The following is a 15051-nucleotide window of genomic DNA, read 5'->3' on the forward strand; positions in this document are numbered from 1 at the left end:
CGATTTCCTCTCACCGGCAACTCTCACGTAACGTGAGGGTGTGACCATGGCTCGAACGTCCACCCCTCCGCCCGCACTCGCCCCGGATGCCCTGCGGGTCATCGCCCTCGGCGGCCTCGGTGAGATCGGCCGGAACATGACCGTGTTCGAGCACGAGGGCAAGCTGCTCATCGTCGACTGCGGGGTCCTCTTCCCCGAGGAGCACCAGCCCGGCGTCGACGTGATCCTCCCGGACTGGAGCTGCATCCGGGACCGGCTGGCCGACGTGGTCGCCATCGTGCTGACCCACGGCCACGAGGACCACATCGGGGGCGTCCCGTACCTGCTGCGGGAACGACGGGACATCCCGGTCATCGGCTCCCGGCTCACGCTGAAGTTCCTGGCCGCCAAGCTGGCCGAGCACCGGATCAAGCCCGTCCTGGTCGAGGTCCGGGAAGGCGAACAGCTCACTCGAGGGCCGTTCGACCTGGAGTTCCTCGCCGTCAACCACTCCATCCCCGACGGTCTGGCCATCGCCATCCGCACCGACGCCGGTCTCGTGCTGCACACCGGTGACTTCAAGATGGACCAGTTCCCGCTCGACAAGCGGATCACCGACCTCCGCGGTTTCGCCCGCCTCGGCGAGGAGGGCGTCGACCTGTTCCTCGTCGACTCCACCAACGCCGACGTGCCCGGCTTCACCACCTCGGAACGCGATCTCGCGCCCGCGATCGACGAGGTGTTCCGCACCACGCCGCGCCGGGTGATCGTTTCCAGCTTCGCCAGCCACGTGCACCGCATCCAGCAGGTGCTCGACGCCGCGGCCGCGCACGGCCGCAAGGTCGCCTTCGTCGGCCGCTCCATGGTCCGCAACATGGGTCTGGCCGCCGAGCTGGAGTACCTGAAGGTGCCCGACGGGCTCGTCGTCGACGTCAGGGACGCCAACCGGCTTCCCGCCCACCAGGTGACGCTGGTGTGCACCGGGTCGCAGGGAGAGCCGATGGCCGCTCTGTCCCGCATGGCGGCCGGCGAGCACGAGATCGTCATCGTCGAGGGCGACACCGTCCTGCTGGCCAGCTCTCTGATCCCCGGCAACGAGAACGCCATCTACCGCGTGATCAACGGCCTGACCGACCTCGGTGCCAACGTGGTGCACAAGGGCAACGCCAAGGTCCACGTCTCCGGGCACGCCAGCGCCGGTGAACTGGTCTACTGCTACAACCTCGTGCAACCCACCAACGTCCTGCCCGTGCACGGCGAGGCGCGCCACCTGCGGGCCAACGCCGAGCTGGCCGTCAAGACCGGGGTCGACCGCGACCAGGTGCTCGTCGCCGCTAACGGCCACGTCATCGACCTGCACGAGGGCCGGGCCTCGGTCACCGGCCAGGTCGAGATCCACAACATCTACGTCGACGGCCAGACCGTCGGCGGCGTCACCGAGGACTCCCTGGCGCAGCGCCGCACGCTGGGCGAAGAAGGCATGATCACCGTAGTCGCCATCATCGACACCGACACCGGGCGGCTCGACGACACACCCGACTTCATCGCCCACGGCTTCGAACACGACGCCTCGACGTTCCTGCCGGTGATCCCCGCCATCGAGAAGGCCCTCGCGGGCGCGGCGGAGAGGAGCACCACCGACGTGGCGGAGTTCGAACGTCTCATCGGCCAGCAGGTGCAAATGTGGGCACAACGCACATACCGCCGCCGGCCGGTGGTCATCCCGGTCGTCATCGAAGCCTGAATCGCACGTGGTGATGACCATGAGCAACCCGCGCCGATTCGAAGCGACGAGCATCTTGCAGATGTCCTGTTCTGACTCCAGATCAGCGTGCGGTCCGACAGTTCGCCGCGAAATTTCTTGACCCCGGTCGACATGACTTGGCGACGAAAGATTGAATCGAGTCGACTGTCCCTCTACACCAGGTTCGAGCTATCCAATAGCGCATGAGCGTTATTCACCCCCATGGGGTTGATGGAGACATCAGCTTCGTGGGGGTTTTGCTTGTACCGGACTTGCAGGTCTATCGCCGCGTGGATCTCCGCGACGTCCACTTCCACCGGTGCTGGGACGTTGCCCAGGGCCGCTCGTGACGCGAGCCTCTCGGCCTGCGCCTCGTTGACCGGCTCGACCAGCGCCGCAGGGTCCACGCCGGCCATGATGGCGTTCTGGAACCTGGTCAGCCTGGCTTTCGCCTCAGCGAGCCGCTTCTTCGCAGCATCACGACCAATCTGAATGACCGGCTCTTGCGAGTCCATCAACGCGGCGACGGTCCGATCACGGTTCTTCCGATCGAAGACGTGCCCCAGCCAGCCGTCAACGGCGTCCTGAAGGGCGTCCTCCCTCAAACAGACCGCGCCAGGATGTGACGCGAGCACAGGAGATCCCGGAGCCAATGTGCGCGCCGGGCACCGGTGATACATCGCTTTCTTGCGCGGGCTGCCCTCCATCTTCCGCCCGCAGATGTCACACCGGATGCGACCGCGGAACAGGTAGCGGTGTTCGATCGCCCGCCCTGCCCGCTCCGCCTTCCGCGCCGCCCTTCGACTTCCGCAGAAGCTGAGCCGCCGTGAAGTCCTCAATCTCCACGATCTTCGGACCGCGCCCGTACCGCGGACCCGCTCACCGTCGACCCACTGATCGCGTTGCCGACCGGCACCAGCGCCCGCAGGCGGGTCAGACGGGCGTAGCGCATCAGGAGGACGTTCCCGCGTCCAGACCAACGCACAGAACATCTGTCCATGCCGCTGATCGTGTGTCGAGCGAAGACGCGCTCATGTCGACAGGCGGTTGCAAGACGATGCAGATCGGTGAGCGGCATTCGGACCCCTGGTGTCGACAGCTGCCCACCGTCGCGAGCACTCCGTTGGCTTGGCTCGAACCGGAAACGCCTACTGCAGAACGAATTCAGCAGTGGGTCGTCATCTACTCACGTGTGTCGGGCGGTCCAGGCGGGCGGAAAGCACGGCGGACCGTCTCGGCGAGTGCTTGGCGGCGGCGCTGGTGGTCGGCTTCCTGGTCGCTTGTCGTCGCGGCGTAGAACAGGCTGGCCGGCGACCAGGTGAGTGCCATCGTCGACACCATCGCCAGGACGTCCGCGGGCTCGAGCGCCGGGTCGATGTGGCCGGCGCGCTGGGCGTCGGCGATGGCTGTCAGCTTCTGGGCGGTCTCCTCGGGCATGGTGACCAGTTCGCCGGCTGGTACGCGTTCCAGCCTCGCCCAGGTGGCCAGCCTGACCAGGTTCGGCTTGGTCAGGCAGGTGTCGTAGATGCCGACCGCGTAGGCCGGTAGGTCATGCGCGGTCATCGGCACGGCGTTGACGATCTCGTTGGCGTGTTCCTGAAAGACGGTGTCGAACAGGCGGTCCTTGTCGCCGAAGTACGCGTACAGCTGCGCCTTGTTGGCCTTGGCATTGGCTGAGATCCGGTCGACGCGGGCACCCGCGATGCCGTACCTCGCGAACTCCTCGGCCGCAGCCTCCAGCAACCGGCGGCGCGTGGCGTGTCCATCCTTCACGTCCGCAGTGTAACTAACCAGTTTGTTTGACAGTGCCCAGGCCGGTGGCTAGCGTGAGATGGTAAGCAACTAACTAGTTTGTTTTAATGCTGGAAGGGACGTGCGAAACGTGAAGGTCCAGGCGTATGCGGCACACGAGGCCGGCGGTCCGTTGCGACCGCATGAGTACGAGGCCGGACAGCCCGGACCCAACGAGGTCGACGTCCGCGTGACGCACGGCGGGATCTGCCACACCGACATCGGGATCATCGACAACGAGTGGGGAATCTCGCGATACCCGGTCGTAGCCGGGCATGAAGCGGTGGGTGTGGTGGAGGCCGTCGGTGACGCGGTCGACCAGGCCGTCCTGTCCGTCGGGCAACGGGTCGGCGTCGGTGCTATCGCCGGATCCTGCTTCCGCTGCGAGTGGTGCGTCAGCGGCCGGACCAACCTGTGTCCCCACAGGGACGACACCGTCCTGCGTGGCGACCGCGGTGGATTCGCCAGCCACGTCCGCGCGAGCGACTGGCGACACGTACACCCGATCCCCGACGCGATCCGGTCCGAGCACGCGGCACCGCTGCTCTGCGCCGGGACGACGGTGTTCTCGCCGCTCCTGGTCCACAACGTCCTGCCGACACACCGCGTCGCGGTGGTCGGCATCGGCGGCCTCGGTCACCTGGCCATCCAGTTCCTCGCGAAGTGGGGATGCGCCGTCACCGCCATCTCGACAACCCCCGCCAAGCGTGCCGACGCGGAACGCTTGGGCGCCAAGGACTTCATCGTCTCCGGTGAGCCAGGGGCCCTGCAGAAGGCCGCCGGCACGTTCGACTTCGTCTTGTCCACTGTGTCCGCGGACCTGCCCTGGGACGACTACCTCGCCATCCTGCGACCAGAGGGCCGGCTGTGCCTCGTCGGCGTCCCGGAACAACCCATCACGGTCTCGCAGCTGAGCCTGATGTCCGAGGCGAAGACGGTTGTCGGTGGCATCGTCGGGTCGGCAACGCAGACCCGACAGATGATCGAATTCGCCGTCCGCCACAACATCCGACCTACCGTGGAGACGTTCCCGGCGACGAACTTCGACCATGCGCTCGACCGCGTCCGCACGGGCCGCTCCCGCTACCGCACCGTCGTCGAGTTCTGACCAAGCCGCGGCCGGTGTTCGTGTTGGACGAGGAATCGGAACAACCGGAGCCGTAGTTCCGGGATCCGCAGTTCAGGACCGACAGGGAGTGTTTCGGCGGCGGCTGCTGCTCGACAGCAGCCTCACAGTGCAGATCGTGGAATCTGTGTGCCACACATCACCGTGGCCGCAGGTCGGAATCAGGTGAGGGGCGCCGAGGTTCCGGATGACATGACGACGATTGGCATCATCGGCAGTGGCAACATCGGAAGCACCGTGGCGCGGCTGGCGGTGGCCGCCGGGCACGACGTGGTGTTGAGCAACTCTCGTGGCGCGCACACCCTTCAGGACCTCGTGTCCGAGCTGGGGCCGAAGGCGCACGCCGCGACCCCCGCGGAGGCGGCCGCGGCCGGCGACGTCGTGGTGGTGACGGTGCCGCTGCGGGCGTACCGGGAGGTCCCGGTGGAGCCGCTGGCCGGCAAGGTGGTCATCGACACCAACAACTACTACCCGGACCGCGACGGCGTCTTCGACGAACTGGAGGACGGCTCCAGCACCACCGGTGAGCTGCTGCAGAAGCACCTGCCGGAAGCGCACGTGGTGAAGGGCTTCAACAACATCTGGGCCGGGCACCTGGGTGACCTGGCCCGTCCGGCGGGGAGCGCGGACCGGTCGGCGCTCCCCATCGCCGGTGACAACGAGGCCGCCAAGCAGGCGGTCACCGAGTTCTTCGACAGCCTCGGCTACGACACCGTGGACGCCGGACCGCTCGCCGAGAACTGGCGCACCCAGCGGGACACTCCGGTATATGTGACTCCCTACGGTGCTTACGGGGTGCTCCCCGGCACCCAGGCGAGCACGCAGGTCGTCCGTGAGGCACTCGCCGCGGCCAAGTGAGGGTCTGCGGCTCCATCCGGTGAGGGCTCGCCCGTTCTCCTGGACGCTCACCGCGTCCTCCAGTGGCACATCGGTTGCTGCGAGCTGTTCGTTGCCCTGGGCGACCTGGTTCGCGCCGTGGGCGAGCTGCCGGGTGAGTGCGGGGAGCTGGGCCGTGTCCCGTTCGGCCTGGGTGAGGTGCGCCGCGAGCTGGGAGGACTCTGCCGCGAGTGGGGAGGTGCCGGCGGCGAGCTGGCCCGCACCGGCGGAGAGCGCCCCCAGCGCGTTCAGTCCTGACACCACCTCGCGGAACTGATCGCCATGAAACGCCCGCTCGTACTCCCCCACCACGACCGCATGGAACTCGCGACCAGGATCCGCGGCGGCGGCCAGCAACGCCCCGGCTTCCGGACGGTCCAGCCACCACGCTGCCACGCACGAAACGTCTGCACGTCCTGGAACGTGCCCGTCGACATCCGGCCGTAGAACGCAAAGCGCACGCCAGAGTCCTCGACCGATGCAGCCAGACGGCGCGGTTCCGTCAACGCAGCGAGCAGGTCGGCATTCGTCAGCGCGGCCACAGTCAGCTCCCCCGGTCAGAACCGAGACCCCGGCACCGAAGGCATCGTGACGAAGGCGCGCCCATTCCACCCGAACAGCGAAGACCCGTGTCGGCTTCAGGACCGGGGCACTCGGTCGGACGGGCTGCCGGAACCGCGCGGCGGACCGGAAGCCGCGTCAGGGTCGAGGAGCACGTCGCACTTCGAAGATCGCCTGAAGAACGCATGTCGGCATCGATGCGCAGGTCCTGGAGCCGCAGCCGAGCGTCTGGAGCCGGTGCCCGGTTAGGCGGGTTTTCCAGGGGTAGTTCGGGGAGGACGCCCCCTGGTTCGGGCGATGTGGTGGATGTGACCGCGTTCGAGAAGGCCATCTCCACCGTCGCGTGCGATGGCAGGTCACCGACGGCGTTCGTCGGGATGACAGTGCCTGTGGATCACCGTGCAGGCCACCTGGCCAGGGCGAGCTGCTCCGTGCCGGTGGTGCGGGGATCACGCGAAGGAGGATCCATGGAACTGACGGCTACGACCACGATTCGCAAACCCGTGTCGGAGGTGTTCGCGTTCTGGCGTGAACTGGAGAACCTGCCGAAGTTCATGGCGCATCTCGACGAGGTCCGTGCCACCGGTGACCGGACCAGCCACTGGGTGGCCAGCGCTCCGTTCGGTGCGAACGTCGAGTGGGACGCGGAGATCGTCGAGGTGGTGCTCGCCGAGAAGATCGCGTGGCGGTCGACCGGAAAGGCGGACGTGCCCAACGCCGGTGTGGTCCGGTTCGTGCTCGCCCCGGATGGTGTGAGCACGGAGGTGCACGTCGGGCTCGTGTACGACATCCCGGGCGGCGCGATCGGCAAGGTGGTCGCCAAGTACTTCGGCGAGGAACCGCACCAGCAGCTCGATGACGACCTTCGCCGGTTCAAGCAGGTGATGGAGACCGGTGAGGTCATGCGCTCCGACGGTGCTCCGTGGGGCAAGCGGGCCCGCAAGGAGTTCCCGCAGCGCCCGGCCCAGCCGTTGTCGGACGCCGAACTGGAGAAGGGACCGGAATCATGAGGGCGAACACCTGGGCGGGCCGCAACAAGGTCGAGGTCCGCGACGTGCCGGACCCGAAGATCCTCAACAGCCGCGATGCCATCGTCCGGATCACCTCCACCGCGATCTGCGGCTCGGACCTGCACCTGGTCGACGGGTACGTGCCCACCATGCAGGACGGCGACGTCCTGGGACACGAGTTCATGGGCGAGGTGGTCGAGGTCGGCGCGAGCGTCGATCCTGGCCGGCTGCGCGTCGGGGACCGGGTCGTCGTGCCGTTCCCGATCGCGTGCGGGGCGTGCGGGGCGTGTGCCGCCGAGCTGTACTCGTGTTGCGAGAACTCGAACCCGAACGCCGGGATCGCGGAGAAGATGTTCGGGCACCCGGTCGCGGGGATCTTCGGCTACTCGCACCTGACCGGGGGCTTCGCCGGCGGTCAGGCGCAGTACGCGCGCGTGCCGTTCGCCGACGTCGGGCCGTTGAAGATCGAGTCGGATCTGACCGACGAGCAGGTGCTGTTCCTCTCCGACATCCTGCCCACGGGGTACATGGGCGCCGAGATGTGCGACATCCAGCCCAGCGACGTGGTGGCGGTCTGGGGTGCCGGTCCGGTGGGCCAGTTCGCCATGGACAGCGCGAGGATGCTCGGCGCCGCGAAGGTCATCGCCATCGACAAGGAGCCCTACCGGCTGCGGATGGCGGAGCAGGCGGGCCACACACCGGTGAACTTCGAGGAGGTCGACGTGCGGTCCCGGCTGCTGGAGCTGAGCGGTGGGCGCGGGCCGGACAAGTGCATCGACGCGGTCGGCCTGGAAGCCACGCACGGCAGCGCGCACATCGCCGCCTACGACCGGATCAAGCAGGCCGTGCGGTCCGAGTCCGACCGTCCCCACGTGCTGCGCCAGGCCATCATGTCGTGCCGCAGCGGCGGTGTGGTCTCGGTGATCGGCGTGTACGGCGGACTGATCGACAAGTTCCCCGCCGGCGCGTGGATGAACCGGTCGCTGACCCTGCGGACAGGACAGTGCCACGTGCGGCGTTACATGGTGCCGCTGCTGGAGCGCATCGAGCGCGGGGAGATCGATCCCACCAGGATCATCACCCACACCCTCCCGCTGGAGGAGGCGGAACGCGGCTTCGAGATGTTCAAGAACAAGCAGGACGACTGCGAGAAGGTCGTCCTCAAGCCCTGAGGCACCAGACGGGTCCGGCCACCGGGGCGAGCCAGTCTCGGTGGCCGGACCCGGCGTCACTCGCGCAGCATGTCCAGCACCGCCAGGGACCGCTTCACCGCGGTGTTCCCGCTGACCAGACAGAGTTTCGACCCCATCCGGCTCGCGTGTCGCTCGGCCCGCACGAGCGCTCTCAGGCCCGCGGTGCCGAGGAACGTGACTTCGCACAGGTCCACGATGATCGTCCCCTGTGTCAGGTCCAGATGCGGCTCGATCGCGAGGACCAGAAGGTCCACAGTGGACGCATCGATCTCCCCGCTCAGACGGATCACGCGGACTCTGGTCGCACTCGCGACGGGAACCACCATCGCTCACCTCCGGCAGATCTTGGAAGTGAGCACGCTGCCGCATCACACGCGTGCGACGCTTCGGTCCACGAGGCGGAAATCCCGTGCAGGCCATGGACCTGCCGGGTCACGCCTGGAGCTTCTCGCGGCGCTCCTGCTGGCGGTAGCCGTACGCGGCGTTGCGCACCGCCTCGTCGCTCTCCAGCCGCGCACCGAGCGCACCGGCCACGGTCGCGACCGACGCGGCGAGCCACGCCATGCCGAGGTAGTCGCGCACGGCCGGCGGATGGCCGATCTCCTGTGCCAGCACAGAAGGTTCGAGCACGAGCACGGCCGACGCGAGCACCACCACGAACAACGCCAGGTACAGCGTGGAGATCCCCAGCGCCAGGGTGACCACTGTGGTCAGGTTGTACAGCCGCGCCCTTTCCCGCCCGACCGCGTCGGACGGGCGCTCCCACAACTCGTGGGTGACGATCAGCCACACCACCATCGCCGCGATCGACAACAGCGTCGCCGCCACCAGCCTGACCACGCTCGAGTGGGTGCCCAGCATCCACATGGTCGAGCTGATCAACGTGTACGCGCCCGTGCCCAGCGCCGCGACGAGCACGCTGGACAGTCCCATCGCGAGCCGCCACGGCCGGTTCGCCCTGACCATGCCCGTGAACAGCCGAAGCCGGCCGCGAAAACCCGGGGCCACGAACCGCACGCCGATGTCGTCGCTGGGCGAGTCGACCCGCTGGGCGAGCCGTTCCATCGGGACCTGACGATCCCGCAGCTCGGCCACGAGGGCGCTGACCACGTCACCGGTCTTGCGGCGCAGACCCCAGCCACCCAGCGCCGGAAGCGAGGCCACGGCCAGCCCGTCGTCGGCGCTCGCGTCGGCCACCACCGGGTCTGTGCCGTCCCTGCGCGGCAGGTCCGTCAGGCACACCCACAGGTCGCAACGCTCCTCCACGACCTGATCTCGCACCGCTTGCACGACGTGCCGCACGGTGCCGTGCTCGTCGGCGGCGAACTGGTCGCGCACGGGCACCACGCGCCAGTTCACGTCAGCGTCCACGTCCCGGCTCAGCCGCCGCGGCAGTTCCTCGGCGAGGTCTTCCACGATGTCGGTGGCCAGCCCGGGATCAGCGAGCAGGCCGAGCACTACGGTTTCCTGCATGCGCCGGCGAGTACCCCGTGAGAGCCCGGATAGTCGGGAATCCGCCCGGAACCGGACCGCGGGGCTACTGGTGGTACGGGTTGTCGAGGAGCACGCCGGTCATCCAGATCTGCGGATGGGCCTTCACCATCGGGACGATCACGTCAGCGTCGAACACGTCGAGGTCGTAGAAGCACAACGCGTACACCGGGTGCCTGTTCGCCCACAGGCCCGCGTTCACCTCGTACCGGAAGAGCGCGTCGAGCTGTTCCGGACTGCGCGGCGACGTCCCCACCCAGCGCATGTCGCCCGCGACCCGGCACGGTGTTCCCTCCCGCTGCGCCCACTCGTCGAGCTCGGCCAGCATCTCGTCGCCGTCCAGCACGTCGTCGCGCTGGTACCGGACTTCCGGTTCCTGCACCAGCAGTCGCGGTTGCCGACCCCCGAGTCGCTGTTCCACGTCGTCCGTCTCCTCCGCGACGCCGATGTACTGGCACGCCTCGCCGCGGCGAAGTCCGTCGGACAGGAACGGGATCAGCAGGTCGTCCCGTTCCGCGCGGCCGTGGTGGAACACGCACAGGTGTGAGTGCACCTGGAGCATCCCGCCGTCGAACACCGCGTTCGTCACCGGCCCTCCAGCGGTCGCCCCTGCAGGACCTGCCACGCACGGGTCGCGACGTGGACGTTCAGCCGGGTCTCCACGTCACCGAGGTCGAACCCGGTGATCTCCTTCATCCTGCCCAGCCGGTACCGCAGCGTGCTGCGGTGGATCATCAGCGCGGTCGCGGTCCGGTCGTAGTTGCCGCCGCACTCCAGGAACTGCGACAGCGTGCGGACCATGTCCGCGTCCCGCTTGGTGTCGTAGTCGATCAGACCGCCCAGCCACTCCCACACGAACGACGTGATCTCCGTACGACTCTCCCCCGTGTCGAGGATCCGGTAGAGGCCGAGCTGCTCGAACGACGCCACACCGCTGGGACGGCGCGACGACCGCCGGATGCGCAACGCGCGCGAGGCCTCCTTGAACGACTGCGGCAGTCCGTCCGGCGCGGCGCAGGCGCGACCGATGGCGACCACGCCCGTGCCGTCGCCCAGCTCCTGTGTCAGTAACCGGAACAGCGCCTCACCGTCCGGATGACCGCGCACGATCACAACGCCGACGCCGGAACGCCGTGAGCACAACGCCTTCCACCCGAGCTCGGTGATCGCGTGGGACAACGCGTGCGACAGCGTTCCGTCAGTTTGGGTTCCGCTCCACTGCACCATCATGACGTGGTGCGCACCGCGCAGGTCGTGACCCAGTGCGCCAGCGCGTGCGTAGGCGCTGTCGTTGTCCGTGCCGGTCACCAGGTCGTCCACGAGTTCGCGGTGCAGCCGCAGCTCCACCTCGGCGAGGCTGCGCTGGTGGGCGAGCTCCGACGCGAGCACGACCGTGCCGTACTCCAGCGTGAAGATCTCGTACTCCCGCGAGGTCTTCGCCGGATCGATCAGGACGACCACGCCCAGCACCTCGTGGTGCGGCTTGACGAGCGAGATCAGCCGGTCCCGTTCGCGCAGCGGGGAGGTCAGGCGGGCGGCACGGCGAAGCAGGTCCTCCCTGCGCCGCGCGTGCAGTTTCGGATAGGGGTCGGGACGGCCCGGCCCCGCCCACGCGCGCAGGTTCCCGAACTGGTCCTCGATGGCCACGGGCAATGTGGTGAGCTCGTTGAGCGCGTCGGCGATTCCCTGTTCGCCGGCGCCGCTGGCAGTCACCCGAGTCAGCACCTCGTGCACTCGTTGTTGTTGGCGCAACTTGTTCACCGTCGCGGTCAGCCGCGCGTTCACCTCGGACCGTTCGTCATTGGACCGGCGCAGCCCATCGGTGTACGCGTCCTCGTCGAGGTGCAGGGTCGCGTTCGCGAGCGCGGCGGTGGTCTGCTGTCCGAGCACCTTGAGCAGGAACATCTCGTCGACCGTCGGTTCCGACCGCGCCACCACGACCAGGCAGCCGGCCAGACCGCTCGTCCCTCTCAACGGGAACGCCCAGCGCCATGTGCCGTCGGCGAGCACCACGCCGGAACCAGGGGCGTCGAGTTCGGACACGAACGGTCTGGGTTCCGGATCGGCGGCCAGTCCCGCGGGTTGCCGCTCGAGGCTGCCGTTGGTCATGAGGTAGGTCGCCACGACCGTGCACGGCCCCAGTGACGGCACCGAAGTCGCCGCGAGGGCAAGGATCTCCCGAGGATCCCTGCCGCTGAACATCTTCATCGACAGGACGAACAGGGCGTAGAGAGTGGACAGTTGGGCGCGAGCCCAACCATCCAGTTCTCCTGTTCCCGCAGCCATGCCTCCCCCGCGCAGTCGCTCGTCTGCCGCCCAGCCTAGTGCTGCTGTGTCCAGTGCGCAGGACGCGTTTCGCCCTCACAGGGCGACGCGCCACACGGATGCCCTTCGCCAGGGTGGAACCGATGCACGTCCCCGGAACACCAGATCCAGAAGGGCATGAGCCCAGATGACATTGATGCGTTTCGACCCGTTCCGTGAACTCGACCGGCTCTCCGAGCAGGCAGTCCGCACGCCACGTGCACTGCCGATGGAGGCGTTCCGCCGCGGTGACCGATGCATCGTGGCGCTCGATTTGCCAGGTGTGGACAGGAAAGACGTCGACGTGACCGTGGAACGCAACGTGGTCATGGTCAAGGCCAGGCGCGACCCGTTGCGGCACGAGAACGACGAGGTGCTGATCGACGAACGGCCGCACGGGGAGTTCAGCCGTCAGTTCTTCCTCGGCGACATGCTCGCCGCCGGTGAGCTGACCGCCGAGTTCGACCGCGGCGTGCTCGTGCTGACGATCCCGATCGCCGAGTCGAGCAAGCCTCGCAAGATCGAGGTCTCCGAGCAGACGACCATCGACGCCTGAGGGGTAGCCATGACCACTCGTCACAACGGCGCGCACACCAGCGTTGACACAAGCGGTGCTCTCGCCCAGAGCGCGTCGCAGCGGCGCAAGATCGCGTCGTTCACCAACTACCGCGACGCCGAGCGCGCCGTCGATTACTTGTCGGACAACAAGTTCCCGGTCGGCCGGACCGCGATCATCGGCGGCGACGTCCGCATGGTCGAGCAGGTCATCGGCCGGATGAACTGGGGCCGCGCCCTGCTGAACGGTGCCACCTCCGGCGCGGTCCCCGGCCTGTTCTTCGGCTGGATCTTCGGACTGTTCGACCTCATCAACCCGCTGGTCGCCGCGTTCACGCTCGCCCTGTACGGCCTGGTGTTCGGCGCGCTCATCGGCGCTGTCATGGGCGCGGTCTTCTACGCGCTGCAGCGCGGCAGGCGCGACTTCAGCTCCGTGACCATGATGGTGCCGAGCCGGTACGACCTCGTCGTGGACGAGGAAGTGGCGGACGAGGCACAGCGGCTGCTCTCCAGCTTGACCCCCGCCGGGGGTGCTTCGTAGTGGCCACGGCAGTGGGGATCGACCTGGGCACGACGAACTCCGCGATCGCGGTCGTGGAGGGCGGCCAACCGGTAGTGATCGCGAACGCCGAGGGGGCCAGGACCACGCCGTCCGTCGTGGCGTTCACCGAGAGCGGCGAACGGCTGGTGGGCCAGCTGGCGAAGCGCCAGTCCGTGCTGAACCCCCAAGGCACGATCTACTCGGCCAAGCGCTTCATCGGCCGGCGCTTCGAGGAGGTCGACGAGGAGGCGAAGACGGTCACGTTCGACGTCGTCGCCGGACCGAACGACGCGGTGCGCTTCAAGGTCCGCGACAAGCTCTACGCGCCCGAGGAGATCAGCGCGCAGGTGTTGCGCAAGCTGGTCGACGACGCGGGCAAGTACCTCGGGGAGAAGGTGCGCGAGGCGGTGATCACCGTGCCCGCGTACTTCAACGACTCGCAGCGCCAGGCGACCAAGGACGCCGGCAGGATCGCGGGGCTCGAGGTCCTGCGGATCGTGAACGAGCCGACGGCCGCCGCGCTGGCGTACGGGTTGGACAGGAAGGGACACGAGACGGTGCTCGTGTTCGACCTGGGCGGCGGCACGTTCGACGTGTCCCTGCTCGACGTCGGCGACGGTGTGGTCGAGGTGCGCTCCACCTCCGGTGACACCCACCTCGGCGGCGACGACTTCGACCGCAGGCTCGTCGACCACCTGGCGGACAAGTTCAAGAACGACACCGGAATCGACCTGCGCAACGACGCCCAGGCGCTGCAACGGCTCTACGAGGCGGCGGAGAAGGCCAAGGTCGAGCTCAGCTCGGTCGCCCAGACCCAGGTGAGCCTGCCGTTCGTCACCGCCGACTCCACCGGACCCAAGCACCTGACCGAGACCGTGACGCGGTCGACGTTCGAACAGATCACCGCCGACCTGGTGGAGCGCTGCCTCGCCCCGGTCGAGCAGGCGATGGCCGACGGCAAGGTGTCCGCGAACGACATCGACGAGGTCGTCCTCGTCGGCGGGTCGACCAGGATCCCCGCCGTGCAGAAGCTCGTCCGCCGGCTGACCGGCGGCAAGGACCCGAACATGAGCGTCAACCCGGACGAGGTCGTGGCACTCGGTGCCGCGGTCCAGGCCGGGGTGCTCAAGGGCGAGGTCAAGGACGTGCTGCTGCTCGACGTGACTCCCCTGTCGCTGGGCGTCGAGACCCGCGGCGGCGTGATGACCAGGATCATCGAGCGGAACACGACGATCCCGGCCCGCCGCTCCGAGGTGTTCTCCACCGCCGAGGACAACCAGCCCGCCGTGGACGTCGTGGTGCTGCAGGGCGAACGCGAACGCGCGGCCGACAACCGCGTGCTCGGCCGGTTCCAGCTCACCGGGATCAGGCCCGCGCCGCGCGGTGAGCCGCAGGTCGAGGTCATCTTCGACATCGACGCCAACGGCATCCTCAACGTGACCGCCCGGGACAAGGACACGGGCGCGGAGCAGGGCATCACCATCAGCGAGAGCTCGAACCTGGACACGTCCGACATCGAGCGGATGGTGACCGACGCCGAGGCGAACCAGGCGGAGGACCGGAGACTGCGCGAGGCCGTGGACGCCCGCAACACGCTCGACTCGATCGCCTACCAGGTCGAGAAGACCCTCTCGGACCTCGGCGACAACGCGCCCGCGCACGAGAAGGCCCGCGCCGAGATGCTGGTCTCCGAGACGCGCGAGGCGTTGCAGAACGAGGCTCCGCTGGAGCGCGTGCGGGAGCTGACCGACGAGCTAACCCAGGTGCTGAACGGCCTGATGGCGGCGCGCTCGTCCGCGCCACCACCGTCTTCCGGCACGAACTCGGCGACGGCTTCGGACGACGACGTCATCGACGCCGACTTCGACCGGGTCTGACCA

16 protein-coding genes are annotated in these 15051 nt (G+C 68.1%); 9 read left to right on the plus strand and 7 right to left on the minus strand.

Annotated features, from left to right (window positions below; all coding sequences use genetic code 11):
- Positions 1 to 46 precede the first annotated feature (46 nt).
- Complete coding sequence (locus ACSHWB_RS38780) at positions 47 to 1723, plus strand: ribonuclease J (RefSeq protein WP_439658289.1); 1677 nt, start codon at positions 47 to 49, stop codon at positions 1721 to 1723.
- 173 nt (positions 1724 to 1896) lie between these two features.
- Here ACSHWB_RS38780 and ACSHWB_RS38785 read toward each other — a convergent pair whose 3' ends face one another.
- Together ACSHWB_RS38785 and ACSHWB_RS38790 are read right to left on the minus strand one after the other, a co-directional pair.
- Positions 1897 to 2430: a hypothetical protein gene (locus ACSHWB_RS38785; protein WP_439658290.1), complete on the minus strand. Its 534-nt coding sequence runs from the start codon at positions 2428 to 2430 to the stop codon at positions 1897 to 1899.
- 475 nt (positions 2431 to 2905) lie between these two features.
- Positions 2906 to 3496 (minus strand): TetR family transcriptional regulator, encoded by a 591-nt coding sequence (locus ACSHWB_RS38790; protein WP_439658291.1) that lies wholly within the window; start codon positions 3494 to 3496, stop codon positions 2906 to 2908.
- A 100-nt stretch (positions 3497 to 3596) separates the two neighbouring features.
- Here ACSHWB_RS38790 and ACSHWB_RS38795 point away from each other — a divergent pair, with 100 nt between their 5' ends.
- The 3 genes from ACSHWB_RS38795 (at position 3597) to ACSHWB_RS38805 (ending at position 5774) form a co-directional block, all read left to right on the plus strand.
- Complete coding sequence (locus ACSHWB_RS38795; protein WP_439658292.1) at positions 3597 to 4622, plus strand: NAD(P)-dependent alcohol dehydrogenase; 1026 nt, start codon at positions 3597 to 3599, stop codon at positions 4620 to 4622.
- Between the two features lie 210 nt (positions 4623 to 4832).
- Positions 4833 to 5498: an NADPH-dependent F420 reductase gene (locus tag ACSHWB_RS38800; RefSeq protein ID WP_439658293.1), complete on the plus strand. Its 666-nt coding sequence runs from the start codon at positions 4833 to 4835 to the stop codon at positions 5496 to 5498.
- Between the two features lie 117 nt (positions 5499 to 5615).
- Complete coding sequence (locus ACSHWB_RS38805) at positions 5616 to 5774, plus strand: hypothetical protein (protein WP_439658294.1); 159 nt, start codon at positions 5616 to 5618, stop codon at positions 5772 to 5774.
- Here ACSHWB_RS38805 and ACSHWB_RS38810 read toward each other — a convergent pair.
- A complete protein-coding gene (locus ACSHWB_RS38810; RefSeq protein ID WP_439658295.1) occupies positions 5765 to 6058 on the minus strand; it encodes a hypothetical protein in 294 nt (97 codons plus the stop codon). The two genes, ACSHWB_RS38805 and ACSHWB_RS38810, sit on opposite strands and share 10 nt — an antisense overlap.
- A gap of 486 nt (positions 6059 to 6544) precedes the next feature.
- On the opposite strand from ACSHWB_RS38810, the gene ACSHWB_RS38815 reads away from it, so the two are divergent.
- Together ACSHWB_RS38815 and ACSHWB_RS38820 are read left to right on the plus strand one after the other, a co-directional pair.
- Positions 6545 to 7087, plus strand: a complete 543-nt coding sequence (locus tag ACSHWB_RS38815) for an SRPBCC family protein (RefSeq protein WP_439658296.1) — start codon at positions 6545 to 6547, stop codon at positions 7085 to 7087.
- Complete coding sequence (locus tag ACSHWB_RS38820) at positions 7084 to 8259, plus strand: zinc-dependent alcohol dehydrogenase (protein ID WP_439658297.1); 1176 nt, start codon at positions 7084 to 7086, stop codon at positions 8257 to 8259. The genes ACSHWB_RS38815 and ACSHWB_RS38820 overlap by 4 nt, the downstream gene beginning before the upstream one ends.
- Positions 8260 to 8315: 56 nt before the next feature.
- On the opposite strand, the gene ACSHWB_RS38825 is transcribed toward ACSHWB_RS38820, so the two are convergent.
- The 4 genes from ACSHWB_RS38825 to ACSHWB_RS38840 form a co-directional block, all read right to left on the minus strand.
- Positions 8316 to 8606 (minus strand): STAS domain-containing protein, encoded by a 291-nt coding sequence (locus ACSHWB_RS38825; RefSeq protein ID WP_439658298.1) that lies wholly within the window; start codon positions 8604 to 8606, stop codon positions 8316 to 8318.
- Positions 8607 to 8712: 106 nt separating this feature from the next.
- Positions 8713 to 9753: a hypothetical protein gene (locus ACSHWB_RS38830; RefSeq protein WP_439658299.1), complete on the minus strand. Its 1041-nt coding sequence runs from the start codon at positions 9751 to 9753 to the stop codon at positions 8713 to 8715.
- A 64-nt stretch (positions 9754 to 9817) separates the two neighbouring features.
- Positions 9818 to 10360: an MEDS domain-containing protein gene (locus ACSHWB_RS38835; protein WP_439658300.1), complete on the minus strand. Its 543-nt coding sequence runs from the start codon at positions 10358 to 10360 to the stop codon at positions 9818 to 9820.
- Positions 10357 to 12057 (minus strand): PucR family transcriptional regulator, encoded by a 1701-nt coding sequence (locus tag ACSHWB_RS38840; RefSeq protein WP_439658301.1) that lies wholly within the window; start codon positions 12055 to 12057, stop codon positions 10357 to 10359. Before ACSHWB_RS38840 ends, ACSHWB_RS38835 begins: the two co-directional genes overlap by 4 nt.
- 166 nt (positions 12058 to 12223) lie before the next feature.
- Here ACSHWB_RS38840 and ACSHWB_RS38845 point away from each other — a divergent pair, with 166 nt between their 5' ends.
- The 3 genes from ACSHWB_RS38845 to dnaK are packed head-to-tail and all read left to right on the plus strand — an operon-like array spanning position 12224 to position 15048.
- Positions 12224 to 12631 carry an Hsp20/alpha crystallin family protein gene (locus ACSHWB_RS38845; protein ID WP_439658302.1) on the plus strand — a complete coding sequence of 136 codons (408 nt, stop codon included), beginning with the start codon at positions 12224 to 12226 and terminating at the stop codon, positions 12629 to 12631.
- 9 nt (positions 12632 to 12640) lie between these two features.
- Positions 12641 to 13171, plus strand: a complete 531-nt coding sequence (locus tag ACSHWB_RS38850) for a general stress protein (RefSeq protein WP_439658303.1) — start codon at positions 12641 to 12643, stop codon at positions 13169 to 13171.
- Positions 13171 to 15048 carry a molecular chaperone DnaK gene (gene dnaK, locus ACSHWB_RS38855; RefSeq protein WP_439658304.1) on the plus strand — a complete coding sequence of 626 codons (1878 nt, stop codon included), beginning with the start codon at positions 13171 to 13173 and terminating at the stop codon, positions 15046 to 15048. Before ACSHWB_RS38850 ends, dnaK begins: the two co-directional genes overlap by 1 nt.
- The last annotated feature ends 3 nt before the right edge of the window (positions 15049 to 15051 follow it).

It is taken from the genome of Lentzea sp. HUAS TT2 (assembly GCF_051853195.1).
Lineage (GTDB): Bacteria > Actinomycetota > Actinomycetes > Mycobacteriales > Pseudonocardiaceae > Lentzea.